Below are 25260 nucleotides of genomic sequence, written 5' to 3'. Positions count from 1 at the left end.
GGTGGAGCTGCGGCGGGCCGTGGAGCTGCGGCGGGCCTCAGGCGCCGCCCGCGAACCCTGTCTGGCGCCACGCCTCGTAGGCCACGATCGACGCGCTCGACGTGAGGTTGAGCGAGCGCCGTCCGGCGAGCATCGGGATGCGCACCTGGTCGGTGACGCGCGCGTGCCCGAGCACCTCGGGCGGCAGCCCCGTGGGCTCGGGGCCGAACAGCAGGACGTCGTCCGCCCGGTACTCGACGTCGGTGTACCGGGTGGTCGCCTGGGTCGTGAACGCGAGCACGCGCGAGGCGGGCAGCGCGGCGAGCAGCGCCTCGAGGTCGGGGTGCACGACGACGCTCGCGAGGTCGTGGTAGTCGAGCCCGGCCCGCTTGAGCTTGGGTTCCGACAGGTCGAACCCGAGCGGCTCGACGAGGTGCAGCGTGCTGCCCGTGACCGCGGCGAGGCGGATCGCGTTGCCCGTGTTGCCCGCGATCCGGGGTTCGAAGAACGCGAGGTGCGGCACGGGCGTGGCGCGGTCCGCGTCGTCCGGCAGGCGGGTCAGGTCGAGGACGGCGCGCGCGTCGTCGGCGGGGATCTCGGGGCTGCTCACCCGTCCATTCTCCCCGACGGCGGCCCGACGGACGGTCGGGCAGGCGGTCGGCGCCCGAGAACCCGTGTCCCTGGGCGCCGACCCTCTGCGCGGTGGGCTCAGCCGAGCCGCTCGCGCAGCGCGTCGAGCTCGGCGCGCAGCGCGGCCGGGACCCGGTCGCCGAACCGGTCGAAGAACTCCTGCGTCAGGTCGGCCTCGGCCCGCCACGACGCGACGGGCACGTCGAGCAGGGCGTCGAGCGCGCCGTCGGGCAGGTCGAGGCCGCCGACGTCGAGCGCGCCGGGCGCCGGGACGCGCCCCACGGGAGTGGCCGTGGCCGTGGCTGCCGACCCCGTCGTGGCGGACGACGCGCTCGGCCCCGCGCCGCGCGCCCGGTCCACCTGGTCGACGATCCACGCGACGACGCGCGCGTTCTCCCCGAACCCGGGCCACAGGAACGACCCGTCGGGGCCCTTGCGGAACCAGTTGACCTGGAAGATCTCGGGCCGCTTCGCGGCGTCGAGCGCGGCCCCGACGCGCAGCCAGTGCGCCCAGTGGTCGGCCATGTTGATGCCGCAGAACGGCAGCATCGCGAACGGGTCGCGGCGCAGCTCGCCGACGGTGCCCTCGGCGGCGGCGGTCTGCTCGGACGAGATGGTCGCGCCCATGAACACGCCGTGCTCCCAGCCGTAGGCCTGCGCGACGAGCGGCACGTTGCTCGCGCGGCGTCCGCCGAACACGATCGCGTCGATCGGCACGCCGGCCGGGTCGTCCCAGGTGTCGGCGATGGTGGGGCACTGCGACGCGGCGACGGTGAACCGCGAGTTGGGGTGCGCGGCCTTGCGTCCGTCGGCGCCGTCGGCGGGGGTCCAGTCCTGGCCCTGCCAGTCGACGAGGTGGGTCGGCGGCTCGGGCGTGAGCCCCTCCCACCACACGTCGCCGTCGTCGGTCAGCGCGACGTTGGTGAAGATCGTGTCGCGGTCGAACGTCGCGACGGCGTTCGGGTTGGTGTCGACGCCGGTGCCGGGCGCGACCCCGAAGAACCCGGCCTCGGGGTTGATCGCGCGCAGCGTCCCGTCGGGGCCCTGGCGCAGCCAGGCGATGTCGTCGCCGATGGTCTCGACGGTCCAGCCGGGCAGGGTGGGCCGCAGCATCGCGAGGTTCGTCTTGCCGCACGCCGACGGGAACGCGGCGGCGAGGTGGTAGCGGCGGCCCTCGGGCGACGTCACGCGGATCACGAGCATGTGCTCGGCGAGCCAGCCCTCGTCGCGTGCCATGGCCGAGGCGATGCGCAGCGCGAAGCACTTCTTGCCGAGCAGCGCGTTGCCGCCGTACCCGGAGCCGTACGACCAGATCTCGCGGCTCTCGGGGAAGTGCACGACGTACTTGGTGTCGTTGCACGGCCACGCGACGTCGTCCTGCCCGGGCGCGAGCGGCGCCCCGACCGAGTGCACGGCGGGCACGAACGGCGCGCCCGCGTCGATCAGATCCATGACCTCGCGGCCCACGCGCGTCATCACGCCCATGCTCACCACGACGTACGGGGAGTCGGTGACCTCGATGCCGACCTGCGAGATCGGCCCGCCGACCGGCCCCATGGAGAACGGCACGACGTACATGGTGCGCCCGCGCATCGACCCGGCGAACACCTCGCGCAGCTCGGCGCGCATCGCGCCCGGCTTGCGCCAGTTGTTGGTGGGGCCGGCGTCGGCCTCGTCCTTCGAGCAGATGAACGTCCGTGACTCGACGCGCGCGACGTCGGACGGCGCGGACCGGGCCAGGTAGCTTCCCGGCCTGCGCTCGGGGTCGAGGGGGAGCAGCGTGCCGGCCTCGACCAGCAGGTCGAGCAGCTCCTGCTTCTCGGCCGCCGAGCCGTCGCACCACACGATCCGGTCGGGCTGCGTGAGCGCGGCGACCTCGCGCACCCACTCGCTCGCGCGCCGGGCGCCCTCGAGCCGTGCCCCGGCCGTGAACGCGGACGGCGCGAGGTCGGCCTCGGCGGTCGTGGCTTGCCGGGTGCGGCGGGGGGTGGTGATGCTCATCGGGTCCTCCGGTGTCGGCGTACGGGAGCGGGTACCTCTTCACCGTCTCGTGCCAGAGGGCCCTCTGCGGCCCGATTCGCCCGTGAGGAATCGCTGATCTTCACATACAGTCAAGGAATGGCCGACGAACCGACCGACCTCATGACCCTCGGACGCCGGATCCGGCATCTGCGCACCGCGCGCGGCCTCACGCTCGACGCGCTGGGCGAGACGGTGGGGGCGGCACCGAGCCTGCTGTCGATGGTCGAGAACGGCCGCCGCGAACCGCGGCTGAGCCTGCTACAGCACCTCGCGGGCGCGCTCGGCACGAGCGTGGCCGACCTCCTGGCCCCCGAGGCCCCGTCGCGGCGTGCGGCTCTCGAGATCGAGCTCGAGCGCGCGCAGCGCGGACCGCTCTACGGCACGCTCGGGCTCGCGCCGGTCAAGGCCTCGACCCGGCTGCCGTTGCCGGTGCTCGAGAACCTCGTCGGCCTGCACCGCGAGCTCACGCGCCGGGCGACCGAGGCGATCGCGACGCCCGAGGAGGCGCGGCGCGCCAACACCGAGCTGCGTCTCGAACGGCAGGCGCGCGACAACTACCTGGGCGAGATCGAGGCGCTCGCCGAGCGCATGGTCCGCGACGCCGGGTACACCGTCGGGCCGCTCACGCACCGCACGGTCGCGCGCATGGCCGAGCAGCTCGGGTTCACGATCTACCACGTGACCGACCTGCCGCACTCGACGCGCACGGTCACGGACCTCAAGCACGGCCGCATCTACCTGCCGCCCGCGTCGATCCCGGGCGGGCACGGGCTGCGCTCGCTCGCGCTCCAGGCGATCGCGCACCGCGTGCTCGGGCACGAGCGGCCCACGTCGTACGCGGACTTCCTGCGCGAGCGCGTCGAGATCACCTACTTCGCGGCGTGCTGCCTGCTGCCCGAGTCGGCCGCGGTCGAGTTCCTCGAGGCGCGCAAGCGGGCCAAGGACCTCGCGGTCGAGGACTTCCGCGACGCGTTCGGCGTGACCCACGAGGCGGCGGCGCAGCGCATGACCAACCTGGTGACGCACCACCTCGGCATCCCCCTGCACTTCCTGCGCGTGGGCGACGACGGCGCGCTGTTCCGCGGCTACGCCAACGACGGCCTGCCGCTGCCGGCCGACGCGACCGGGGCGATCGAGGGGCAGCTCGTGTGCCGCCGGTGGGCCGCGCGCGAGGCGTTCGCCTACCGCGACCGCGCGACCGAGCAGTACCAGTACACCGACACCCCCGCGGGCACGTTCTGGTGCTCGACGCAGACCGGCACGACCGCGGGCGGGCAGTTCTCGATCACGGTCGGCGCGCCCTTCGCGCACGCCAAGTGGTTCCGGGGCCGTGAGACCACGACCCGGCGGGTGTCCACGTGCCCGGACGAGGCCTGCTGCCGCCGTCCGCCCGCGCAGGACGCCGCCCGCTGGGAGGATGCCGCGTGGCCGAGCGCGCGCATGCACCAGCAGGTCCTCGCGGCGCTACCGCGCGGCACGTTCCCCGGGGTCGACGACGCGGAGGTGTACCGGTTCCTGGCGCGTCACGCGCCTCAGGACTGACCGGTCAGGAGCTGCCACATCCAGCCGACCGCGACCTCGGCGGACGGCATCGGGTCCATCTCGAGCCAGGCGATCGCGACGCCCGTGACCGAGCCGGCGATCCCCGCGGCGGCGATCTCGACGGGCATGCCAGAGCGGACCACCGCGTGGCCGTGCATGCGGATCGACGCCTCGGCCGTGCGGCGCATGCGGGCGCGCAGGCGGGTCGTCGCGACGGGCGAGCCGGCCGGTCCGAGCGCCCGCCGGTAGACGCCGGCGTGCTCGGCGAGGTGCTCGAAGTACCGCACGAGCACGGGGAGCACGGCCGCCGGGTCGGCGGCGTCCTGGATCGCCGCGACGTCCGCGTCAGAGCGTGCCGCCTCGCGGTCGAGCGCGTCGGCGAGCAGCGTCTCGACGTCCGCGTAGTGCTGGTAGAACGTGCTGCGGTTGACGGTCGCGCGCTCGGTCACGTCGGCGACCGTGATGGTGCGCAGGTCCTGCTCGGCGGCGAGCGCGAAGATCGCGTCCTGGAGGAGGGCCTGGGTGCGGGCGGCGCGGGGGTCCATCGATCCATCGTCCCAGGTGGGCGCTGCGGAGGGTAGGTATCCGCCTGCGCGGGCCTTGCCCCCGGGGACGACGGACGGCCCCGCCGCGCGTGCGACGGGGCCGTCCGGTGGTGCCCGGGCGAGGGCTACGTGCGAGGTCGGCTACTGCTCGACGTCGTCGTCGACCCAGTCCATCGTCTTGGTCACGGCCTTCTTCCAGTTGCGGTAGAGGCGGTCGCGCTCGGTCTCGTCCATGGACGGCGACCAGCGCTTGCCCTCGTTCCAGTTGTCGATCACGTCCTGCTCGCCGTTCCAGAACCCGACCGCGATGCCGGCCGCGTACGCGGCGCCGAGCGCGGTGGTCTCCGCGATCTGCGGGCGCACGACGTCGACGCCGAGCTGGTCGGCCTGGAACTGCATGAGCAGCTCGTTGGCGATCATGCCGCCGTCGACGCGCAGCTCGGTGAGGTCGACCCCCGAGTCGGCGTTCATCGCGTCGAGCACCTCGCGCGTCTGGTAGGCCGTGGCCTCGAGAGCGGCGCGCGCGATGTGGTTGCGGTTGACGTACCGGGTCAGGCCGACGAGCGCACCGCGTGCGTCCGAGCGCCAGTACGGCGCGAACAGGCCCGAGAACGCAGGCACGAAGTACGCGCCGCCGTTGTCGTCGACCTTGCCCGCGAGCCACTCGACGTCCGGAGCGTCCTCGAACAGGCCCAGGTTGTCGCGCAGCCACTGGATGAGCGAGCCCGTGACGGCGATCGATCCCTCGAGCGCGTACACGGGGGCGTTGTCGCCGATCTTGTAGCAGACCGTCGTCAGGAGGCCGTTCTTGCTCATGACCTTCTCGGTGCCCGTGTTGATGAGCATGAAGTTGCCGGTGCCGTACGTGTTCTTGGCCTGGCCGACCTCGAAGCACGCCTGCCCGAACGTCGCCGCCTGCTGGTCGCCGAGGATGCCCGCGATGGGCACGCCGGGGACCGCCCCGCGGGGACGGCCGTGGCCGTACACCTCGGAGGACGACTTGATCTCGGGGAGCATCGACAGCGGGATGCCCATGTCCGCCGCGATGTCCTCGCGCCAGCTCAGCGTGTCGAGGTCCATGAGCATGGTCCGCGACGCGTTGGTCACGTCGGTCACGTGGACGCCGCCCTCGGGGCCGCCCGTCATGTTCCACAGCACCCAGGTGTCGGTGTTGCCGAACAGCAGGTCGCCCGCCTCGGCCTTCTCGCGCGCACCCTCGACGTTGTCGAGGATCCACTTGACCTTGGGGCCCGAGAAGTACGTCGCCAGCGGCAGGCCCACGATCGACTTGTACTTGTCGGCTCCCTCGTCGCCGCCGAGCTCGTCGACGATCTTCTGCGTGCGGGTGTCCTGCCACACGATCGCGTTGTAGACGGGCTTGCCGGTGTTCTTGTCCCAGACCACCGCGGTCTCGCGCTGGTTGGTGATCCCGACCGCGGCGACGTCGTCCGACGTCGCGTTGGCGCGGGTCAGGGCGAGGGTCACGACCTCGCGCACGTTGTTCCAGATCTGCTCGGGGTTGTGCTCGACCCAGCCCGCCTTCGGGAAGATCTGGTCGTGCTCGAGCTGACCGGTCGAGACGATCTCGCCGGAGTGGTTGAAGACGATCGCGCGGGAGCTCGTGGTTCCCTGGTCGATCGCGAGGACGTAGTCGGCCATGTGTGTCTCAGTCCTTCGTTCGTGTGTCGTGTCGTGCCTGCCGGGGTCGGGTCGCGGTCAGCTGATCGCCTGGAACAGCAGGCCGGCGATCGCACCACCGGCGAGGGGGCCGGCGATCGGGACCCACGAGTACGCCCAGTCGCTCGAGCCCTTGCCCTTGATCGGCAGCAGGGCGTGCGCGATGCGGGGGCCGAAGTCACGTGCGGGGTTGATCGCGTAGCCCGTGGGGCCACCGAGGCTCGCGCCGATACCGACGACGACCAGGGCGACCGCGAGGGGGCCGAGGCCCGAGGGCGTCCCGCCGAACATGAGCACCGCGAACACGAGCACGAAGGTCGCGATGACCTCGGTCACGAAGTTCCAGCCGTACGAGCGGATCTCGGGGCCGGTCGAGAACACGCCGAGCTTGACGGCCGGGTCGGCCTGCTCGTCGAAGTGCTTCTTGTAGGCGAGGTAGGCGAGCGCCGCACCGATCGCGGCACCGGCGATCTGTGCCGTGACGTAGTAGAAGCCGTTGGCGGCGGTCACCGGGATCGCGGCCTGGCCGTCGACCGCGGCGAAGTTCTCGGCGCCGGACGCCCAGATGCCGATGGTCACGGCGGGGTTCAGGTGGGCTCCGGACTTGAAGGCCACGTACACACCGGTGAAGACCGCGAGGCCCCAACCGAAGTTGATCATGAGCCATCCGCCGTTGAAGCCCTTGGTCTTCGGGAGGATCGCGTTGGCGACGACGCCTGCACCACCGAGGAGCAGGACCATCGTGCCGAGGAACTCGGGGACGATCAGATCGGACCAGACGTCCATCGTCGGACTCTCTTTCTGTTCGGGACTGCGCTGTCGCAAACCGTCGGCGCAACCGTGCGCCGAGTCGTGTGTCCGGTCACCGCGCCTGCCGCGTCCGCTGCCCCACGGGGTGCGTCGGCCGGTGCCGGGGATTCAGTTGTGCTCGGGCCCGCCCCGGGCGGGGCGGGCGGTGGGTGCTCGGTCGGTGGGTGGGCCGCGGGTGCGGCCCCGGTCAGGTGGTCCGCAGCGGCTGGAGGGGGCGGACGTCGTCCGCGGCCAGGCGCGTCTGCTCGGCCGAGACGTCGTCGGGCTCGTCCTCGGCCGCGGCCTCCGCCTCGGCGCGCGCGGTGTACGCGGCGATCTCGGCGGCCCTGGTCGCGTCGTCCCAGCCGAGGACGGGGGCGACGAGGTCGGCGATCTCGTCGAGCGCCGACAGGCCGCGGTCCGGCACCTCGTAGTTGAGGCGCGTGCGGTGCAGCAGCACGTCCTCGAGGTGCAGGGCGCCCTCGTGCGTCGCGCCGTAGACGATCTCGGCGCGCAGGTACGCGGACGTCGCGTCGAGCGGCTGCGCGAGGCTCGGGTCCTGCTGGCACAGCTCGACGATCTCGCGCAGGTTCGACCCGTACCGGTGCAGCAGGTGGTCGACCATCGAGGGCTTCCAGCCGTACTGCTGCGCCCAGGTGCGCGCCTGGCGCTGCACGGCCTTGAGGCCGACGGCGCCGAGCAGCGGGATCTGGTCGGTGATCGAGGGCAGCGCGGACGCGCGCTGGCCGATCGCGAAGTCGACGGCGTCCTTGGCCATGACGCGGTAGGTCGTGAGCTTGCCGCCCGCGATCACGGTCAGGCCGGGCGTGGGGCTCGCGACGGTGTGCTCGCGCGAGACCTTGGCGGACGACGTGCCCTCCTTGGTCCCGGGCTGCAGCAGCGGGCGCAGGCCGGCCCAGGTGCCGATGATGTCGTCACGGGTGAGCGGCTTGGCGAGCACCGCGTTGGCGTGCTCGAGCACGTAGTCGATGTCGGCGGCCGTGGCGACGGGGTGCGTGAGCTCCTGCTCCCAGGGCGTGTCGGTCGTGCCGATGACCCAGTACCGGGACCACGGGATCACGAACAGCACCGACTTCTCGGTCTGCAGGATGAGGCCGACCTGGCCCTTGATGCGCTCGCGCGGCACGACGATGTGGATGCCCTTGGACGCGAGCACGCGCAGGCCACCCTCGTCGCCCGCGAGCGCCTCGGTGTCCTCGGTCCAGACCCCGGTGGCGTTGATGACCGACCGTGCGCGCACGGTGATCTCCTTGCCGGTCTCGAGGTCGACGACGACGGCGCCGTTGACGGTCCCGGTCGCGCCCTTGGTGAGCTGGACGAGCTGGGTGCGGGTCGCGGCGTGCGCGCCGTAGGAGGTCGCGGTGCGCACGAGGGTCGCGGTGAGGCGGGCGTCGTCGACGTTGGCGTCCCAGTACTGCACGGCGCCGATCGCGGCGTCGTGCGCGAGGTCGGGGAACTTGCGCACCATCTGGGACTTGCTGAGGTGGCGGTGCAGGGGGAGTGCGCGCTTGCCGGGGGCGAGGCTCGCGAGGGTGTCGTAGAGCGCGATGCCGGCGCCGACGTAGCCGCGCTCCCAGACCCGGTGCTCGAGGGGGTAGAGGAACGGCACGGGGCGCACGAGGTGGGGCGCGATGGTCTTGAGCAGCAGGTCGCGCTCGGTGAGCGCCTCGTGCACGAGGTGGAAGTCGAGCATCTGCAGGTAGCGCAGCCCGCCGTGCACGAGCTTGGACGAGCGGGACGAGGTGCCGGACGCCCAGTCCTGGCCCTCGATGATGGCGGTCGACAGGCCGCGGGTCGCGGCGTCGAGGGCGATCCCGGCGCCGGTCACGCCGCCGCCGACGACGAGCACGTCGAGCTCGTTCTTGGGGTCGGCGCTCGCCTCGAGCGCCTCGAGCGCCTGGCGGCGGGTGTCCGCGGTGAGCCGGGTCGATGCCATGAGCTGCCTTCCGTCGTCGTCCACTTCCGTCCCCTCGCCCCATCCTTGACCGGATACGCACTTCGTGCAGGGCTACTGGTCGGTACGGGTCAACGGGACCACGAAGGGAACGTTCGCGCAACCTGGATGAACAAACGTGCAAGGATGGGTGGTCATCGTCGCCGACCGACCAGGGGGACCCGTGCAACGCGAGCAGGACGTGCTCACCGCAGCCTCGATGTACTACCTGCAGGACATGACGATGGAGGCGATCGCCAAGCACCTGCACACCTCGCGCAGCACAGTCTCGCGGCTCGTCAAGCGTGCGCGGGAGACGGGGGTCGTCGAGATCACGCTCCGCCCGCCGCAGGGTCGGGCCCCGGGCCTCGGGCAGCAGATCACCGCTCGGTACGGGATCGACGCGTGGGTCGTGCCCGTGCCCGACGTCACGTCCCAGATCGATCGTCTCGACCAGGTGTCCATGACCGCTGCACGTCTGCTCAGCACGTGGTTCGACTCCGAGATGGTGCTCGGGGTCGCCTGGGGCACGACGCTCGCCGCGGTCGCCCAGCACCTGACCCGTAAGCCCACGCGAGGCTCGGCGGTCGTGCAGCTCAACGGTGCCGCGAACACGCGCACCTCGGGCGTGCACTACGCGGGCGACCTCATCGCGGCGTTCGCCGACGCATACGGCGCGCACGCGCACTACTTCCCGGTGCCGGCGTTCTTCGACTACGCCGAGACCCGGAGCGCGATGTGGCGCGAGCGGTCGATCAGCCGGGTGCTCGACGTGCAGCGCCGGGCCGACGTCGCACTGTTCTCGGTCGGTGCGATCTCGGGCGGCCTGCCGAGCCACGTCTACTCCGCCGGATACCTCGAGCCCGGTGACATCGAGACGCTCGACGCCGAGGGGGTCGTGGGTGACGTGTGCACGGTGTTCCTGCGCGCCGACGGCACCTACAGCGACATCGCGCTCAACGACCGCGCGACCGGGCCCACGCCCGCCGAGCTGCGGCGCATCCCGCAGCGCGTGTGCGTCGTCGCCGGCGACAACAAGGTCGCGCCCCTGCACGCCGCGCTGCGCGCCGGGGTCGTGACGCACCTCGTGATCGACGAGGTCACCGCGCGGGCGCTCGTCGAGCGGTAGGTCGCGACGCGGACCGGCTCGTGCATGGATTATCGTTGGCTCGTATCAGTATGCGCATCAGCGCACGGCGCGAGGAGGCCGCATGTCGACGACGGGAACCATCACGCTGCGCCCCGCGCGCCCCGCGGACGTGCGTGCGATCAGCCGCCTCGTCGAGCCCTACGCGGTCGACCGCATCCTGCTGGCCAAGGAGATGGTCGGGTACTACGAGGCCGTGCAGGAGTTCGTCGTGGCCGAGGTCGTGCACGACGGCGTCCCCGCGGTCGTCGGGTGCGGTGCGCTGCACGTCATGTGGGAGGACCTCGCCGAGGTGCGCACCCTCGCGGTCGACCCGGCGTACCGCGGCCACGGCGTCGGGCACAAGCTCCTCGCCGCGCTGCTCGACCGGGCACGGGACCTGGGCCTCGCGCGGGTCTTCTGCCTGACGTTCGAGGTCGACTTCTTCGCGGCGCACGGCTTCGAGGAGATCGAGGGGACGCCCGTCACGACCGAGGTCTACGCGCAGCTCCTGCGCTCGCACGACGACGGCGTCGCGGAGTTCCTCGACCTCGCCCGGGTCAAGCCCAACACCCTCGGCAACACGCGCATGCTCGTGCGGCTCTGAGGCTCACGCGGGCAGCCGGTACACCTCGCCGTCCTGCTCGACGAGGCCGTCCTCGACGAGCGACGCGACGCACCGCTCGCGTTGGGCGGCGTCGGGCCACACCTCCTCGACGAGCGCCTGGTGCACCGGCCCGTCCGCGCCGCGCAGCAGCGCCATGACCCGGCCCCGGACCTGCCGGTCCGTGCCCTCCCAGGCCTGCGTGCGTCGTCGGGCACCGTGCTCGTCCGGGGGAGAGCCCGCGAGGCGCCACGCGCACGCCGCCCGCACCGGGCACACGTCGCAGCGCGGTGCCCGCGCGGTGCAGACGACGGCACCCAGCTCCATCGAGGCCGCGGCCCACCGCGCAGCGCCGGTGGCGTCGTCCGGCACGAGGGACGCCGCGAGCCGCAGCTCGGCCGCGCGCGGGGACGGCGGCGGGAGCGCGGTGCCGGCGACGGTGCGGGCGAGCACCCGGCGCACGTTGGTGTCGACCACGACGCTGCGCCCCCCGAACGCGAACGCCACCACGGCCGCCGCGGTGTACGTGCCGACGCCCGGCAGCGCGAGCAGCTCGGCCTCGGACGACGGGACCACGCCGCCGTGCCGCTCGACCACGGCGCGCGCGCACTCCTGCAGGCGCAGCGCGCGGCGCGGGTACCCGAGCCGGTCCCACGCGCGCAGCACGTCCGCGGTCGACGCCGCCGCGAGGTCGGCCGGCGTCGGCCAGCGCTCCATCCACGCACGCCAGCGCGGCTCGACCCGCACCACGGGCGTCTGCTGGAGCATGACCTCGCTCACGAGCACGCCCCACGGCGTGCGGTCCGCGGCCCGCCAGGGCAGGTCGCGCGCGGCGTCGTCGAACCAGGCCGTGACGTCGCGCCGCAGGCCCGCGTAGGTGTCGGACGCCGCAGCCGGCGTCGGGTGAACAGGCATCCGGGCCATTGTGCCCGGTGCGTGGCGAGGCTCCCGCACCGGGCGCCGCGCACGCCGTACCGTGACCTGGACGAGCCCGGCCGGGCACCGCACGACCCCAGCGAGGTACGCCGCAGTGAGCACCACGTCCAGCGCACGCCCGGGCCGCGGCACGTACGTCGCCCGCCGCATCGGGGTGCTCGTCGTGCTCCTGCTCGTGCTCGGCGGGATCGTCGCCGGCGTCGTCGTCGCGGTGGGGCTCGCGTCGCCCGCCCCCGCGACCGTGATGAGCGCGGCCGTGAAGTCGGCGCCCCCGACCCCGCTGCCGCCCGGCAGCCCCGAGCGCTGCGGCCCCGACGACCTCTCGCTCGAGCTCTCCACGAGCGAGGGCACCTACGTCGCCCCCGACAAGCCGCTGTTCTCGGTGACGATCACCGGGCAGGGGCGGCACGCGTGCATCGTCGACGGTGCCGACGCGACCCGCGCCGTGACCGTCGCGACCGCCGACGGCGAGCACGTGTGGTCGAGCGCCGACTGCGGCACGGGTCAGCGGCTCCTGCTCGTCGCGCACGGCGACGTCGACGCGCGCACCCTCCAGTGGGACCGGACCACCTCGACGCCCGGGTGCAAGGGCAAGCCCGCGGCGGCGCCCGCCGGGGACTACGTCGCGACGCTCACGGTCGCGGGCGTCGACGGGCTCACGAGCGACGCCGTGCGGTTCACGTTGAGCGACCCGGCGCCTGAGCCGACGGCGACACCGGAGCCCAGCGCGACGGCCGGCGAGACCGCGAAGGCCACCGAGACCGCGACGCCGACGGATGGCTCGACGGAGAAGGACGCGACGGAGAAGGGCGCGACGGAGAAGGACGCCGGGACGGCGAAGGACTGACGGCGAGACGGGTCAGGCGTACCGGTCAGACGTACCGCTCGAGGATGCTCGACTCGGCGAGGCGCGAGAGTCCCTCGCGCACCGCGCGGGCGCGCTGCTCGCCCACGCCGTCGACCGCCATGAGCTCCTCGACGCCGGCGGCGAGCATCTTCTGCAGGCTGCCGAAGTGCACCACGAGGCGGTCGAGGATCGCGCCGGGCAGGCGCGGCACCTTCGACAGCAGGCGGTAGCCGTGCGGCGCGACGGCCGCGTCGAGCGCGTCGCCGCCGCCCGGGAGCTCGAGCACGCGCCCGATGAGGCTGAGGTCGAGCAGCTGCGTCGAGCTGAGCACCGCGAGGGAGTTCTTGACGTCCGCGATCGAGCGGCTGTTCTTGCCGATGTCGACGTAGTCGCGGATCACGAAGTCACGGTCCGCGCCGATGCCGCCGATCAGCTCGTCGAGCTGGAGCGAGAGCAGGCGGCCGTCGGTGCCGAGCTCGGTCACGTACCCGGCGATCTCGTCGGAGATGCGGCTGACCATCTCGAGGCGCTGCACCACGGCGCACACGTCGCGCACCGTCACGAGGTCCTCGATCTCGAGGGCCGAGAGCGTCCCGCTGACCTCGTCGAGCCGCGAGCGGTAGCGCTCGAGCGTCGCGAGGGCCTGGTTGGCGCGGCCGAGGATCGTGTCGGAGTCCTCGAGCACGTAGCGCTGGTTCTCGAGGTACACCGCGACGATCTTCATCGACTGGCTGACCGAGATGACGGGCAGCCCGGTCTGCTTGGCGACGCGCTCCGCGGTGCGGTGGCGCGTGCCGGACTCGGTGGTCTCGATGGTCGGGTCGGGCAGCAGCTGCACGGCCGCGCGCAGGATCTTCGACGCGGCGGCGTCGACGACGACGGCGCCGTCCATCTTCGACAGCTCGCGCAGACGGGTCGCGGAGAACTCGACGTCGAGCACGAACCCGCCCGAGCAGATCTCCTCGACCACGCTGTCCAGGCCGAGCACGATGAGTGCGCCCGTGCGCCCGCGCAGGATGCGTTCGAGCCCGTCGCGCAGCTCGGTCCCGGGCGCGACAGCGGCCAGGGTCTCGCGGAGGCGGTCGTCGTGGGGCGAGGGGGTGATCGGCACAGGCGAATTCTACGGCCCGGCGCCGACGAAGGCCCCGGTGGGGCGGGCGCGGCGGCAGGGTGTGGCCGGACCGTGACCTAGCAGGACGTCGCTCAGCGCGGCGGGCGGCCCCCGCGCGCGAGCTCGACGGCCTCGGCGAGGTGGTGCGCGGGCAGCAGCGTGATCGACGCGGGCGCGCGCACGTCGGCGCCCGCGGGCACCACGGCGCGCGTGAAGCCGAGGCGTGCTGCCTCGCTGAGCCGCCGCTCGAGCCCCGTCACGGGCCGGATGTCGCCCGCGAGCCCGACCTCGCCGATCGCGAGCGTGCCCTGCGGCAGCACCTGGTTCTCCTTGGCCGAGAACGTCGCGACGGCCATCGCGAGGTCGGCCGCGGGCTCGGTCACCTTGGCCCCGCCGATGGTCGAGACGTACACGTCGTGGTCCCCGAGGCGGGCGCCGGCGTGCCGGTGCATCACGGCGAGGATCATCGCGAGCCGGCTCGACTCGACGCCGCTCGTGGTGCGCCGGGGGTTGGCGAGCGGGCTCGGCACGACGAGCGACTGGATCTCGAGCGCGAGCGGCCGGCGACCGTCGAGCGTGACCGTGAGGCACGTGCCCGGCGCGGGCGTCGCGGCGTGCGACAGGAACAGCCCGCTCGGGTCGGGCAGCCCCACGATCCCGGCCTCGTTGAGGTCGAAGCAGCCGACCTCGTCGGTCGGGCCGTACCGGTTCTTGACGGCGCGCACGAACCGCAGCCGCGAGTGGCGGTCGCCCTCGAACTGGCACACCACGTCGACCAGGTGCTCGAGCGTGCGCGGGCCCGCGACCGCGCCGTCCTTGGTCACGTGACCCACGAGGATCACGGGCAGGTCGCGCTCCTTGGCGGCCGCGATGAGCGCGCCCGCGACCTCGCGCACCTGCGACACCCCGCCCGGGGCGCCGTCGACCTCGCCCGAGGCGATGGTCTGGACCGAGTCGACCACGAGCATCGCGGGCTCGGTGGCCTCGATGTGCCCGAGCACGGTCGCGAGGTCGGTCTCGGCGGCCAGCAGCAGGCCGGGCGCGAGCGCTCCGATCCGCTCGGCGCGCAGCCGCACCTGACCCGCGGACTCCTCGCCCGTCACGTACAGCACGCGGCGCCCGCCGCCCGAGGTCGCGACCTTGCTCGCGACGTCGAGCAGGAGCGTCGACTTGCCCGCGCCCGGCTCGCCCGCGAGCAGCACGACCGCGCCGGGCACGAGGCCGCCGCCGAGCACCCGGTCGAGCTCGCCGACGCCGGTCGGTACCGCGCGCGCCGTGTCGACCGCGATCTCGCCGATGGGCCGGGCCGGGCTCCGGGTCGGGGCCGTGGCCGTCGTCCGCGGCCCGGACGGAGCCGCGCCCGCCTCGCTCACCGAGCCCCACTCCTGGCACTCGCCGCAGCGGCCGACCCACTTGGCGGTGGTCCACCCGCACTCGGTGCAGCGGTAGGCGGGGCGTGCCTGCTTGGGGGCGGTGCGGGTCGTCGTCACGGCGACGACGCTAGCGCCGGGCACCGACACGGGCCCGGACCCTGCGCCGGGCGGCACACCGCACGACCTGGCCGGTCGCCGCGGGCGACCGCACTAGGCTGGCGCCCGACGAGGGAGGACCATGAGCGAGCACGGACCGGGGGGCACGCGCACCGCACCGCGCCCTGCGCCGTCGGGCGAACGACCCGGGCGCCCGGCCCGGACGCCGGAGCGACCCGCGCCGAGCCGCGCCGTCTACCGACGCCGCCGCCTCGTGGTGCTCACGCTCGCGCTTCTGCTCGTCGCGGGGATCGTCGCGCTCGTCGTCGCCCTCCTGCCCGGGGGGTCGGACGCCGCAGCCGACCCCGCGCCGTCCGCTACCTCGGCCGCGGTGCTGCCCACCACGCCCACGCTCGAACCGGTCGAGCGGCCCAAGGACGCGACCCGCTTCGAGCTGTCGCTGCCCGACAAGGTCGGCCGGTTCGCGCTCGTCGCCGAGGACGACTCGCCCGCGTTCGACGTCGACGAGCCGAACGAGGCCTGGGCGCTCACCTACGCGGACGGCGCCGGGCCCGAGGCCACGCGCGTCACGCTCGACGCCGGGCAGTGGATCGACGAGGGCCAGGCCGCGGGCGCGTTCGACACGGCCGCCGACGCGCTGCGCGAGGCGACCGGCCCGTCCGTCGAGAAGGGCGACGTGAGCGTCGCGCAGCCCGAGGGTGATCCGCTCGTCACGGGCACCTACGAGCGGTACACCGACGGCCCGACGACGATCGTGCTGTGGCGCAACGGCACCGCGGTGCTGCGCGCGAGCGGCCCGAGCGCCGAGATGGAGTCGTTCTACGCACGGTTCCCGTTCTAGGGTCGGACGACCCCGCACACGAGACGAAGGATGCGCACGATGACGACGGTGACCACGCACGGCCAGCAGGACGACGCGACGACGGGGGCGCCGTCCGACCAGCCGCGGGTCGCCGTGCTCGGCACGGGGGTCATGGGCGAGACCGTCCTGACCGGGGTGCTCGCCGCGGGCTGGGACCCGCAGCGCGTCGTCGCGACCGCCCGCCGCTCCGAGCGCGCGGCCGAGCTGCGCGAGCAGCACGGCGTGCGCACCACGGACGACAACGTCGCCGCGGCGGCCGAGGCCGACGTCGTCGTCCTCGGCGTCAAGCCCAAGGACATCGGCGCGCTGACCGAGCAGATCGCGGGCGCGCTGCGGCCCGGGACGCTCGTCATCACGGTCGCCGTGGGCCTGTCGTGCGCGTTCTACGAGAAGCGGCTGCCCGCGGGCACGCCGTTCGTGCGCGTCATGCCCAACACGCCGTCGTCGATCGGGTCGGGCGTCTCGGCGATCAGCCCGGGCGTCGCGGCGACCGAGGAGCACCTCGCGCTCGTCGAGACGCTGCTCGCCTCGACCGGGCTCGTGATCCGGGTCGCGGAGAAGGACCAGGACGCGGTCGGCGCGCTGTCCGGCTCGGGCCCCGCCTACGTGTTCTACGTGCTCGACGCGCTCTCCGAGGCCGGCACCCTCATGGGGCTGCCGCGCGCGACCGCGAGCAGGCTCGCGACCGCGACCGTCCTGGGTGCGGCCCGGCTCGCCGAGGAGACCGGCGAGCACCCGGCGATCCTGCGCGAGAAGGTCTCCTCGCCCGGTGGCACGACGATCGCCGCGCTGCGCGAGCTCGACCGCGGGGGCGTGCGCGCGGCGTTCGTCGACGCGCTGACCGCGGCCAAGGCGCGCTCGACCGAGCTGTCCGCGCAGCTCGAGGCGGAGTAGCTACCCCGCGCGACGGGTCGGGGTGTTCGCCCGCGACGACCGCGGTCAGTCGAGGTCGCGCACCGCGCGGGCCTCGACGTCCTCGAGCACCGCGTCCGCGACCTCGGGGCTCACCTCGCCCGCGTTGCGCGCCGTGATCACGACCGCGCGCTCGACCTCGTTGGCGCGCCGCAGCAGCGCGTCGACGTAGCGGCCGTACTCGTCGTCGTGGTCGCGGCCCGCCGCCCGGGCACGACGCAGCGTGATCTGCGCGCGCAGGTAGCCCTCGTACTGCTCGGCGACCGAGTCGCGCACGGCCTCGGGCACGTCGTCGGTCTCGCGCACCGACGCGAGCGCGGCCCGCGACGCGCGCTCGCGCAGCGCGGCGACCTCGCGCGCCTCGTCGACCTCGCTGCCCACGCCGAGCCGCTTGACCAGGGGCGAGAGCGTGAGGCCCTGGAGCACGAGCGTCGCGAGCACCACCACGAGCCCGATGAAGACCAGGTCGTCGCGGTGCGGGAAGTCCTCCCCGCCGTCCGCCAGGTAGGGCAGCGCGAGGGCCGAGGCGACCGTGACGACGCCGCGCATGCCCGCCCACGAGATGACGGTCGTCTCCTTGTTGGTGAACGTGTCGCCGTGGCCCTCGCGCCGGGTGCGCGCACGCACGAGCAGCACCGCGGGGAACATCCACACGAACCGCAGCACGACGAGCAGCGCGACGATCCCGAGCGCGAGCGGCAGCGCCTCGCGCGCGACGGGGCTGCTCTCGAGCACCTCGGTCAGCTCGAACCCGATCAGCACGAACACGAACGCGGTGATCAGGTAGTCGGCGTACTCCCACACCGCACGCCCGAGCAGCCAGCCGCCCGACGTGATCGACGTGTGGCTCACGGTGCGCAGCAGCAGGCCGAGCGTGAGGACCGCGAGCACCCCCGAGCCGTGCACCTCCTCGGCCACGAGGTACGCCGCGAAGGGCAGCGCGAGCGTGACCGTCGTCTCGGCCGCCGCGATGTGCAGCCGCCCCAGCACGAGGTGCCCGAGCCAGCCCCCCACGAGCCCGACGACGATCCCGCCGACCACCGCCAGGAGCAGGTCGAGGCCGACGCCGCCCGCGGTGACCTCGCCCGTCACGACCGCCGCGACGGCCACGTGGTAGAGCACGAGCGCGGTCGCGTCGTTGAACATGCCCTCGCCCTCGAGCACGGTCACGATGCGCCCCGGCAGCTTGAGCCGCCGCGCGACCGCGGTCGCCGCGACCGGGTCGGGCGGCGCGACGATCGCGCCCAGCACCCACGCCGGCCCCCACGGGATGCCGCCCAGGTGTGCGAGCCACGCCACGGCGCCCGCCGACGCGATCGTCAGGCCGACCGCGAGCAGCAGGATCGGCCGGGCGTTGTCCTTGAACTCGCGCGCGGTCGAGCGCTGCGTCGCGGCGAACAGCAGCGGCGGCAGCACGAGCGGCAGGATGTACTCGGGGTCTACCCGGATCGCGGGGGTGGCCGGCACGAGCGGCACGAGCAGGCCGAACACGGTCAGCAGCACGGGCAGGGGCACGCGCAGCCGGTCGGCGAGCGGCGTGAGCACGACGATCCCGGCGAGCAGCACCGCGAACAGCAGCAGCGTCGACATGCGTCTCCTCGTCGTCCGGGTCGGGCCTGACCCGGTGCCCCGCCGGGTGGTCGTGGTCAGTCTGGCGCGCGGCCCCTACGGCCGCGCGGCGAACCGTTCGAGCAGCTCGGCGTGCCCGCTCACCACGAGCAGGTCGTTCTGCGCGATCCGCGTCTCGGGCGTCGCGTACACGAAGTCCTCGCCGGGCGACTTGACCCCCATGACGGTCACGCCGTAGCGCTCGCGGATCTTCGACTGCGCGAGCGTGAAGCCCTGCGTCTCCTTGGGCGGGCGCATCTTGACGATCGTGAACCCGTCCTCGACCTCGATGTAGTCGAGCAGCTTGCCCGAGACGAGGTGGGCGACGCGGTTGCCCGCGTCGGCCTCGGGGAACACGACGTGGTGCGCGCCGATGCGCTGCAGGATGCGCCCGTGCTCGGCCGAGACGGCCTTGGCCCAGATCTGCGGCGTGCCCATGTCGACGAGGTTGCCGGTGATCAGCACGGACGCCTCGAGCGAGGTGCCGACCCCGACGACGGCGACGGGGAAGTCCTTCGCCCCGAGCTGGTCGAGCGCGGTCGGGTTCGACGCGTCGGCCTCGACGAGCGGGAACTGCCCCGAGTACTGGGCCACGAGGTCGGCGTCGCGCTCGACCGCGAGCACGTCCTGGCCGAGGCGTTCGAGCGTCTTGGCGAGGGACGAGCCGAACCGGCCGAGGCCGATCACGAGCACGCCGGCGTCCTTCTCGGTCGCCTTCTTGTCGGGCATGTGCGGGCCTTCCTGGCTGTGTCGTTCCGGCCCGGCGGGCCGTGGGGTGTCGGACGTCGGGTGGCGGGCTCAGCCGATGATGGGCCGTTCCTCGGGCATGCGGATGATGCGGCGGCGGTCGCGCAGCGCGAGCGCCGCCGCGAACGTCATGGTGCCGGTGCGCCCGATGAACATGAGCACGACGAGCACGTACTTGCCGGCCTCGGGCAGCGACTCGGTCACGCCGGTCGACAGGCCCACGGTCGCGAACGCGGAGATCACCTCGAACAGCACGACGTCGAGCGTCCAGCCGGTGATCTCGAGCAGCAGGATCGACGACAGCAGCACCGCGGTCGCGCCGATGAAGGTCACGGCGATCGCGAGCCGGAGCGTGTCGCGGGGGATCCGGCGCCCGTAGACGTCCATGTCGCGGTCGCCGCGCGCCTCGGCGACGATCGCGATGAGCATGACCGCGAGGGTCGTGACCTTGATGCCGCCCGCGGTCGACGCGGAGCCGCCGCCGACGAACATCAGGGCGTCGGTGATGAGCCAGCTCGACTCGTGCATCGAGCCGACGTCGATGGTCGAGAAGCCGCCCGAGCGCGGCATGACGCCCGCGAACAGCGACGCCAGCAGCTTGGTGTGCCAGTCGAGCGGCCCGAGGGTGCCCTCGTTGCGCCACTCGAACGTCGCGAACAGCACGGTCGCGATCACCACGAGCGCGACGCTCATGGTCAGCGTGAGCTTGGTGTGCAGCGACCAGCCGCGCGTCCCGCGCCGGGCGCGCGCGACGTTGAGGATCACCGGGAACCCGAGCGACCCGATGAACACGCCGATGATGATCGGCAGGCACAGCATCCAGTCGCCGACGTGCGGCGCGAGGCCCTCGGCGGTGGGCACGAACCCCGCGTTGTTGAACGCCGAGATGCCGTAGAACACCGCGTGCCAGGCCGCCTCGCCGGGGGACTCCTCGAGCACGAGGAACCGGGGGAACAGCAGCAGCGCGATGAGCAGCTCGAGCGCGGTCGAGGTGATGATGACGACCCGCACGAGCGAGCCGACCTCGCCGAGCTTCGCGGTCTTGGTCTCGGCGGCGGTCAGCAGCCGCTGCGTGAGCCCGATGCGGCGCGAGACGGCCATGCCGAGGATCGACGCGAGCGTCATGATCCCGAGCCCGCCGATCTTGATGCCCAGCAGGATCACCACGTGCCCGTACGTCGACCAGTACTCGCCGGTCGGCACGACGACGAGCCCCGTCACGCACACGGCCGACGTCGCGGTGAACAGCGCGTCGACGAGCGAGGCACCCTTGCCGGTCTCGGTCGCGAACGGCGGCATGAGCAGCGCCGTGAACAGCAGCACGACCGCCCCGAACACCGTGACCGCGAGACGCGCGGGGGCCTGGCGGGCGATGCGGTCGACGAGCTCGCGCCCGGCGAAGAGCCGGGTCGAGAGGTTCAACGCCATCGGTCCTCCCGCCGCTCGCGCCGGGTCGCCGTCCCCGGGTCGTCACCGACCGGCAGGGCGCCGCCGATCGGCACAACTCTGCCATGAACGGGTGGCGGCGGCACGGACCGTCCGTCGCCGTGCGCGCGGTGCGCGCTACCGTGAACCATGCCTTCGTCGCCCTCCGGCCCCCCGTCGCGGCTCGCGGTCCTGTGGACCCCGGAGTTCCTGGGCTACGACTTCGGCCCCGGGCATCCGATGGCACCGACCCGGCTGGACCTGACGGTCCGCCTCGTGCGCGAGCTCGGGATCATCGACACCCCCGGCATCGTGCTGGTCGAGCCCGAGGTCGCGGACGACGCCGCGCTGGCCCGGGTCCACGAGCCCGAGTACGTCGCGGCCGTGCGGGCCGCCGCGGCGGGCGGGGTGCCGGACGCCGCGCGCGGCCTCGGCACGCAGGACGACCCGGTCTTCGGCGCGATGCACGAGGCCGCCGCGCGGATCTTCGGCGCCTCGCAGGAGGCGGCGCGGCTCGTGTGGTCGGGCGAGGTCGACCACGCGGTCAACGTCGCGGGCGGCATGCACCACGCGATGCCGGGCGCGGCGTCGGGCTTCTGCATCTACAACGACGCGGCCGCGGCCGTGCGTCGTCTGCTCGACGACGGCGCCGAGCGCGTCGCGTACGTGGACCTCGACGCGCACCACGGCGACGGGGTCGAGGCCGCGTTCTGGGACGACCCGCGCGTGCTCACGGTCTCGGTGCACCAGAGCCCCATGACGCTGTTCCCGGGCACGGGCTACGCGACCGACACGGGCGGCCCGCGCGCGCCGGGCAGCGCCGTCAACGTCGCGCTCCCGCCCCGCACCGACGCCGCGGGCTGGCTGCGTGCCGTCGACGCCGTGGTCCCCGAGGCGCTGCGCGCGTTCGCGCCGCAGGCGGTGGTGAGCCAGCACGGGTGCGACGCGCACTCGCTCGACCCGCTCTCGGACCTGCGGGTCTCGGTGCCCGCGCAGCGCACGGCCGCGCGCTGGGTGCACGAGCTCGCGCACGAGCTGTGCGACGGGCGCTGGGTCGCGCTGGGCGGGGGCGGGTACGCCGTGGTCAAGGTCGTGCCGTTCGCGTGGACGCACGTGCTGGCGGAGGCCGCGCACCGCCCGATCGCGGACGGCACGCCCGTGCCCGAGGCGTGGCGCGCGTACGTCGAGGAGATCTCGGGCGAGAGCGCGCCCGCGACGTTCGACGCCGGCGAGGTCGGGTTCGCGTCGTGGTCGTCCGGGTACGACCCCGACAAGGACCTCGACCGCGTGGTGCAGGCGACGCGCAACGCTGCGTTCCCGCTGCTCGGGCTCGACCCGCTGCACTGACCGGGGGCCGCGGCGCGGTCGCCGGCGGGTCCACGGGCGGGCTCGCGGTCGGTCCACGGCAGGCCCTGGGCGAGTCCATGGCGGGTCCCCGGGCGGGTCCACAGGCAGGTTCACGCGGGTGTTCACCGGCACCTCGCGCCAGCAGGTAGAATGAACGCTGGACTTCTCACGGTCGGGCATCCGACCGAGATCCGTGACCCGGTCATCACCGACTCGGTTCGACCGACTGCCGACCAGTATTGCGAGGGACCTATGGGCTCCGTCATCAAGAAGCGCCGCAAGCGTATGGCGAAGAAGAAGCACCGCAAGCTGCTTCGCAAGACGCGCCACCAGCGCCGCAACAAGAAGTAGTCGACCCCCGGCACGGCCGGGACGACAGCACGAGCCCGGTCCCTCCGCGAGGGTCCGGGCTCGTTCGCGTCCGGGCTCGTTCGCGTCCGGCCCCGTTCGCGTCCGGCCCCGTTCGCGTCCGGCCCCGTTCGCGTCCGGCCCCGTTCGCGTCCGGCCCCGTTCGCGTCCGGGGCTCGTGCGCGCGCGGGGGTCGGGCTGCGGCGACCAGTCGTGCGCCGGGGCGGGGCATGGCACGATCCGACGGTGAGCACCGATCCGACCGTCATCACCGATCCGACCGTGAGTGACTGCCGGACGGTGCCCGACGCCCTCCGCGCCCGCCCCGTCGACGTGAGCGTCTACGTCGAGCCGCAGCGCAGCACGGACCCTGCGACGGTGCGCGAGGTGGCCTGGTTCGGTGGCGTCCTGGGCGCGACCCTGGTCGCCGCCGCGATGGCCCCGGGCACGTGGACGCCCGTCGTGCTCGCCCTGGGGGCGTTCGCGCTCGGTGTGCGCGAGACGCTCGCCCGCCGGCGCGGCTGACGACCTCGCCGACGCTCAGCGGCCGCGCAGCGTGCGGTGCAGCTGACGCACCACGAGGCCCGCGGCCCACGCGGCGCCCGCCCAGCTGAGCGTCGTCGCGCTGCGGCGTGCCGCACGGTTGCGCACGCCGCGGAACTCGCGCACGGGCCAGCCGAGCCGTGCCGCGTGCCGACGTAGGCGCGCGTCGGGGTTGATCACGCACGGGTGCCCGACGGCCTGCATCATCGTCAGGTCGTTGAGCGAGTCGCCGTAGGCGTACGACGCCGCGAGGTCGATCCCGCGGCGTTCGGCGAGCGCCGCGACGCCGAGGGCCTTGGCGCGACCGTGCATCATGTCGCCGACGAGCCGGCCGGTGTAGATGCCGTCCTCGTGCTCGGCGATCGTGCCGAGGGCCCCGGTCGCCCCGAGCCGCCGCGCGAGCAGGTCGCCGATCTCCAGCGGCGTCGCGGAGACGAGCCACACCTCGTGGCCCGCGGCGAGGTGCTCGTCGAGCAGTCGCTTGGTGCCGGGGAAGATCCGCAGCTCGAGGACCTGGTCGTAGACCTCTTCGCCGATCGCGACGACCTCGGCGACCGAGTGCCCCGCGACGATCGACAGGGCGCGCGAGCGCACCCGGTCGATCTGCCGCTTGTTCTCGCCCATGAGCAGGTAGCGGCACTGGTGCGTGGCGAGGGCGACGAGGTCGAGGATCCCGAAGAACTCGCGCTGGTACAGGGCGCGGGCGAGGTGGAACGCCGACGCGCCGCGGATGATCGTGTTGTCGACGTCGAAGAACGCGGCGACCGTGGGCTCGTCACGGGGCCCGGGCGCGGGATGCTCGGGTGTGACGGCCATGACATCACCCTAGTTGCTCCGGGCCGTGCCGCGGGCACGGCGGCGGGGCCGCGGCGCCTAGTCTGGTCGGGTGACCCTCCCGACCTTCCCGGACCAGACCTCGGTCGACGCCCGCGTGCACCTGTTCTCCCGCGAGGGCTGCCACCTGTGCGACGACGCGCGCGAGGTCGTGCGCGAGGTGTGCGCCGCGGCGGGGGAGCGGTGGGCCGAGACCGACGTCGACGCGGACCCGGCGCTGCGGGCCGAGCACGGCGAGCACGTGCCGGTCGTGACGGTCGACGGCGTGCAGCAGGGGTTCTGGCGCGTCGACGCGACCCGGCTCGCGCGGGCGCTCGCTCGCGGGCGTGGCGCCGGGGGCGTCGTCCGCGGCCGGGACGGGATGTGAAGAACGGCGCAAGCCTGCGATGATGCGACGGAGCAGCGGCAACGGTGCCGCGAGCGGGGAAGGTGGGACGGTGGAGAGCAACGAGACGGTCGACAGGGCTGACGCCGAGGCGTCGGCGGAGGTGGTCGACGTCGTGCCGGCCCCCGTCCCGGCGGCGACGGTCGACCGGCTGCCGTCGTACCTGCGGGCGCTGCACCAGCTCGTCGCGGCGGGCGTCGAGCGCACCTCGTCGGTCGAGCTGGCAGAGCTGTCGGGCGTCGGGTCGGCGCAGCTGCGCAAGGACCTGTCGTTCCTCGGGTCGTTCGGCACGCGCGGCGTGGGGTACGACGTCGGGTCGCTGACCGACTCGATCACGCGGCGCCTCGGCCTCGAGACCGAGCACAAGGTCGCGATCGTGGGCATCGGCTCGCTCGGTCAGGCGCTCGCAAACTACCGCGGCTACGCCTCGCGCGGGTTCCAGCTCGTCGCGCTGTTCGACACCGCGGCGGACGTCGTGGGGACGACGGCCGGCGGGCTGGTCGTCGAGCACGCGGACGACCTGGCCGCGGTGCGCGAGCGCACGGGGTTCACGATGGTGCTGCTCGCCACGCCCGCGCCCGGTGCGCAGGAGGCCGTGGACCGCGTCGTGGCGGCGGGGGTGCGCAGCGTGCTGAGCTTCGCGCCGATCGCGCTCCAGGTGCCCGAGGAGGTCGACGTGCGGGCGGTCGACGTGGGCTCCGAGCTGCAGATCCTCGCGTTCCACTCCCAGGCGCGCGAGCTGCGGCCGTAGCCGGTCCTTCAGACGCAGCGGACCCGCCTGACTCTGGGGTGGTCGTTTCTCGGGGTGGTCACGCTCGGCGCTGAGCCCGGGCACGGTCCGGCGTCGCGGCGGGTTCCCCGGGCACAAAAAAGGACGAACGCCGGCAACCAGGGGGTGCTGCCGGCGTTCGTCCTGACGATCCTATCCCGTGCGGCGGGGTGCTCCGCACACGGTGGGACCGCTCCTGTGCCCGGCGGGTGCGCCGGGCCGCGGGAG

24 protein-coding genes are annotated in these 25260 nt (G+C 73.6%); 11 read left to right on the top strand and 13 right to left on the bottom strand.

The features are described 5' to 3' along the window. Window positions 1–37 precede the first annotated feature (37 nt). Window positions 38–502: a tRNA (cytidine(34)-2'-O)-methyltransferase gene (locus tag CLV28_RS03085; protein WP_100422365.1), complete on the bottom strand. Its 465-nt coding sequence runs from the start codon at window positions 500–502 to the stop codon at window positions 38–40. 185 nt (window positions 503–687) lie between these two features. After that, on the bottom strand, window positions 688–2610 hold the full coding sequence (locus tag CLV28_RS03080; protein WP_100421789.1) for a phosphoenolpyruvate carboxykinase (GTP): 1923 nt from the start codon (window positions 2608–2610) through the stop codon (window positions 688–690). Window positions 2611–2727: 117 nt separating this feature from the next. Between CLV28_RS03080 and CLV28_RS03075 the strand changes: the two genes are divergently transcribed. Beyond that, a complete protein-coding gene (locus CLV28_RS03075; RefSeq protein WP_100421788.1) occupies window positions 2728–4173 on the top strand; it encodes an XRE family transcriptional regulator in 1446 nt (481 codons plus the stop codon). Here CLV28_RS03075 and CLV28_RS03070 read toward each other — a convergent pair. From CLV28_RS03070 to CLV28_RS03055, 4 genes are all read right to left on the bottom strand, one after another. Continuing rightward, entirely contained in the window at window positions 4164–4718 is a 555-nt protein-coding gene (locus tag CLV28_RS03070) for a TetR/AcrR family transcriptional regulator (protein WP_100421787.1), read from the bottom strand. The two genes, CLV28_RS03075 and CLV28_RS03070, sit on opposite strands and share 10 nt — an antisense overlap. A 141-nt stretch (window positions 4719–4859) precedes the next feature. Then, the gene (gene glpK, locus CLV28_RS03065; RefSeq protein WP_100421786.1) at window positions 4860–6377 is read right to left on the bottom strand and encodes a glycerol kinase GlpK; all 1518 of its coding nucleotides are present in this window, start codon (window positions 6375–6377) and stop codon (window positions 4860–4862) included. A 57-nt stretch (window positions 6378–6434) separates the two neighbouring features. Then, window positions 6435–7181 carry an MIP/aquaporin family protein gene (locus tag CLV28_RS03060; protein ID WP_100421785.1) on the bottom strand — a complete coding sequence of 249 codons (747 nt, stop codon included), beginning with the start codon at window positions 7179–7181 and terminating at the stop codon, window positions 6435–6437. 211 nt (window positions 7182–7392) lie between these two features. Continuing rightward, window positions 7393–9141, bottom strand: a complete 1749-nt coding sequence (locus CLV28_RS03055) for a glycerol-3-phosphate dehydrogenase/oxidase (protein WP_100421784.1) — start codon at window positions 9139–9141, stop codon at window positions 7393–7395. 181 nt (window positions 9142–9322) lie between these two features. Here CLV28_RS03055 and CLV28_RS03050 point away from each other — a divergent pair, with 181 nt between their 5' ends. Beyond that, window positions 9323–10267 carry a sugar-binding transcriptional regulator gene (locus CLV28_RS03050; RefSeq protein ID WP_100422364.1) on the top strand — a complete coding sequence of 315 codons (945 nt, stop codon included), beginning with the start codon at window positions 9323–9325 and terminating at the stop codon, window positions 10265–10267. Window positions 10268–10349: 82 nt separating this feature from the next. Continuing rightward, window positions 10350–10871 carry an amino-acid N-acetyltransferase gene (locus CLV28_RS03045; protein ID WP_100421783.1) on the top strand — a complete coding sequence of 174 codons (522 nt, stop codon included), beginning with the start codon at window positions 10350–10352 and terminating at the stop codon, window positions 10869–10871. Window positions 10872–10874: 3 nt separating this feature from the next. On the opposite strand, the gene CLV28_RS03040 is transcribed toward CLV28_RS03045, so the two are convergent. Continuing rightward, the gene (locus CLV28_RS03040; RefSeq protein ID WP_100422363.1) at window positions 10875–11783 is read right to left on the bottom strand and encodes an HhH-GPD family protein; all 909 of its coding nucleotides are present in this window, start codon (window positions 11781–11783) and stop codon (window positions 10875–10877) included. A gap of 115 nt (window positions 11784–11898) precedes the next feature. On the opposite strand from CLV28_RS03040, the gene CLV28_RS15355 reads away from it, so the two are divergent. Continuing rightward, a complete protein-coding gene (locus tag CLV28_RS15355; RefSeq protein ID WP_157802462.1) occupies window positions 11899–12651 on the top strand; it encodes a hypothetical protein in 753 nt (250 codons plus the stop codon). Between the two features lie 25 nt (window positions 12652–12676). On the opposite strand, the gene disA is transcribed toward CLV28_RS15355, so the two are convergent. Both disA and radA read right to left on the bottom strand, forming a co-directional pair. Continuing rightward, entirely contained in the window at window positions 12677–13756 is a 1080-nt protein-coding gene (gene disA, locus CLV28_RS03030) for a DNA integrity scanning diadenylate cyclase DisA (protein ID WP_373314262.1), read from the bottom strand. A 98-nt stretch (window positions 13757–13854) separates the two neighbouring features. Further along, window positions 13855–15252, bottom strand: a complete 1398-nt coding sequence (gene radA / locus CLV28_RS03025) for a DNA repair protein RadA (protein WP_239073112.1) — start codon at window positions 15250–15252, stop codon at window positions 13855–13857. 121 nt (window positions 15253–15373) lie between these two features. On the opposite strand from radA, the gene CLV28_RS03020 reads away from it, so the two are divergent. Both CLV28_RS03020 and proC read left to right on the top strand, forming a co-directional pair. Further along, window positions 15374–16093 (top strand): hypothetical protein, encoded by a 720-nt coding sequence (locus tag CLV28_RS03020; RefSeq protein WP_100421780.1) that lies wholly within the window; start codon window positions 15374–15376, stop codon window positions 16091–16093. A gap of 39 nt (window positions 16094–16132) precedes the next feature. Further along, window positions 16133–17008: a pyrroline-5-carboxylate reductase gene (proC, locus tag CLV28_RS03015; protein ID WP_100422362.1), complete on the top strand. Its 876-nt coding sequence runs from the start codon at window positions 16133–16135 to the stop codon at window positions 17006–17008. Between the two features lie 45 nt (window positions 17009–17053). On the opposite strand, the gene CLV28_RS03010 is transcribed toward proC, so the two are convergent. The 3 genes from CLV28_RS03010 to CLV28_RS03000 all read right to left on the bottom strand — a co-directional run bounded on the left by CLV28_RS03010 (window position 17054) and on the right by CLV28_RS03000 (window position 20809). Further along, complete coding sequence (locus CLV28_RS03010) at window positions 17054–18616, bottom strand: Na+/H+ antiporter (protein WP_100421779.1); 1563 nt, start codon at window positions 18614–18616, stop codon at window positions 17054–17056. Window positions 18617–18691: 75 nt separating this feature from the next. Then, a complete protein-coding gene (locus tag CLV28_RS03005; protein WP_100421778.1) occupies window positions 18692–19363 on the bottom strand; it encodes a potassium channel family protein in 672 nt (223 codons plus the stop codon). Between the two features lie 69 nt (window positions 19364–19432). Beyond that, window positions 19433–20809 carry a TrkH family potassium uptake protein gene (locus tag CLV28_RS03000; protein WP_100421777.1) on the bottom strand — a complete coding sequence of 459 codons (1377 nt, stop codon included), beginning with the start codon at window positions 20807–20809 and terminating at the stop codon, window positions 19433–19435. A gap of 147 nt (window positions 20810–20956) precedes the next feature. Here CLV28_RS03000 and CLV28_RS02995 point away from each other — a divergent pair, with 147 nt between their 5' ends. The 3 genes from CLV28_RS02995 to CLV28_RS02985 all read left to right on the top strand — a co-directional run bounded on the left by CLV28_RS02995 (window position 20957) and on the right by CLV28_RS02985 (window position 23026). Next, complete coding sequence (locus CLV28_RS02995) at window positions 20957–22153, top strand: acetoin utilization protein AcuC (RefSeq protein WP_100421776.1); 1197 nt, start codon at window positions 20957–20959, stop codon at window positions 22151–22153. 252 nt (window positions 22154–22405) lie between these two features. Further along, complete coding sequence (locus tag CLV28_RS02990) at window positions 22406–22504, top strand: 30S ribosomal protein bS22 (protein WP_003792170.1); 99 nt, start codon at window positions 22406–22408, stop codon at window positions 22502–22504. A gap of 243 nt (window positions 22505–22747) precedes the next feature. Then, window positions 22748–23026, top strand: coding sequence for a hypothetical protein (locus tag CLV28_RS02985; RefSeq protein WP_100421775.1), 279 nt, complete (start codon window positions 22748–22750; stop codon window positions 23024–23026). Between the two features lie 15 nt (window positions 23027–23041). Here CLV28_RS02985 and CLV28_RS02980 read toward each other — a convergent pair whose 3' ends face one another. After that, window positions 23042–23860, bottom strand: coding sequence for an HAD family hydrolase (locus CLV28_RS02980; protein ID WP_100421774.1), 819 nt, complete (start codon window positions 23858–23860; stop codon window positions 23042–23044). 70 nt (window positions 23861–23930) lie between these two features. Between CLV28_RS02980 and CLV28_RS02975 the strand changes: the two genes are divergently transcribed. Then, window positions 23931–24245 carry a glutaredoxin family protein gene (locus CLV28_RS02975; RefSeq protein ID WP_308440373.1) on the top strand — a complete coding sequence of 105 codons (315 nt, stop codon included), beginning with the start codon at window positions 23931–23933 and terminating at the stop codon, window positions 24243–24245. Window positions 24246–24366: 121 nt separating this feature from the next. Then, entirely contained in the window at window positions 24367–25014 is a 648-nt protein-coding gene (locus CLV28_RS02970) for a redox-sensing transcriptional repressor Rex (RefSeq protein ID WP_373314261.1), read from the top strand. The last annotated feature ends 246 nt before the right edge of the window (window positions 25015–25260 follow it).

This window comes from Sediminihabitans luteus (assembly GCF_002797595.1).
GTDB lineage: Bacteria > Actinomycetota > Actinomycetes > Actinomycetales > Cellulomonadaceae > Paraoerskovia > Paraoerskovia lutea.
Note: the sequence above shows the minus strand (reverse complement) of the source record. Positions and strands in the feature narration are given on the sequence as shown.

Excerpts from the sequence above, each read along its gene's own strand:
- CLV28_RS03080 (WP_100421789.1), bottom strand. The coding sequence starts at position 2,610 with ATGAGCATCACCACCCCCCGCCGCACCCGGCAAGCCACGACCGCCGAG.
- CLV28_RS03075 (WP_100421788.1), top strand. The coding sequence starts at position 2,728 with ATGGCCGACGAACCGACCGACCTCATGACCCTCGGACGCCGGATCCGG.
- CLV28_RS03070 (WP_100421787.1), bottom strand. The coding sequence starts at position 4,718 with ATGGACCCCCGCGCCGCCCGCACCCAGGCCCTCCTCCAGGACGCGATC.
- glpK (WP_100421786.1), bottom strand. The coding sequence starts at position 6,377 with ATGGCCGACTACGTCCTCGCGATCGACCAGGGAACCACGAGCTCCCGC.
- CLV28_RS03060 (WP_100421785.1), bottom strand. The coding sequence starts at position 7,181 with ATGGACGTCTGGTCCGATCTGATCGTCCCCGAGTTCCTCGGCACGATG.
- CLV28_RS03055 (WP_100421784.1), bottom strand. The coding sequence starts at position 9,141 with ATGGCATCGACCCGGCTCACCGCGGACACCCGCCGCCAGGCGCTCGAG.
- CLV28_RS03045 (WP_100421783.1), top strand. The coding sequence starts at position 10,350 with ATGTCGACGACGGGAACCATCACGCTGCGCCCCGCGCGCCCCGCGGAC.
- CLV28_RS03040 (WP_100422363.1), bottom strand. The coding sequence starts at position 11,783 with ATGCCTGTTCACCCGACGCCGGCTGCGGCGTCCGACACCTACGCGGGC.
- CLV28_RS03020 (WP_100421780.1), top strand. The coding sequence starts at position 15,374 with ATGAGCGAGCACGGACCGGGGGGCACGCGCACCGCACCGCGCCCTGCG.
- proC (WP_100422362.1), top strand. The coding sequence starts at position 16,133 with ATGACGACGGTGACCACGCACGGCCAGCAGGACGACGCGACGACGGGG.
- CLV28_RS03010 (WP_100421779.1), bottom strand. The coding sequence starts at position 18,616 with ATGTCGACGCTGCTGCTGTTCGCGGTGCTGCTCGCCGGGATCGTCGTG.
- CLV28_RS03005 (WP_100421778.1), bottom strand. The coding sequence starts at position 19,363 with ATGCCCGACAAGAAGGCGACCGAGAAGGACGCCGGCGTGCTCGTGATC.
- CLV28_RS03000 (WP_100421777.1), bottom strand. The coding sequence starts at position 20,809 with ATGGCGTTGAACCTCTCGACCCGGCTCTTCGCCGGGCGCGAGCTCGTC.
- CLV28_RS02995 (WP_100421776.1), top strand. The coding sequence starts at position 20,957 with ATGCCTTCGTCGCCCTCCGGCCCCCCGTCGCGGCTCGCGGTCCTGTGG.
- CLV28_RS02990 (WP_003792170.1), top strand. The coding sequence starts at position 22,406 with ATGGGCTCCGTCATCAAGAAGCGCCGCAAGCGTATGGCGAAGAAGAAG.
- CLV28_RS02980 (WP_100421774.1), bottom strand. The coding sequence starts at position 23,860 with ATGGCCGTCACACCCGAGCATCCCGCGCCCGGGCCCCGTGACGAGCCC.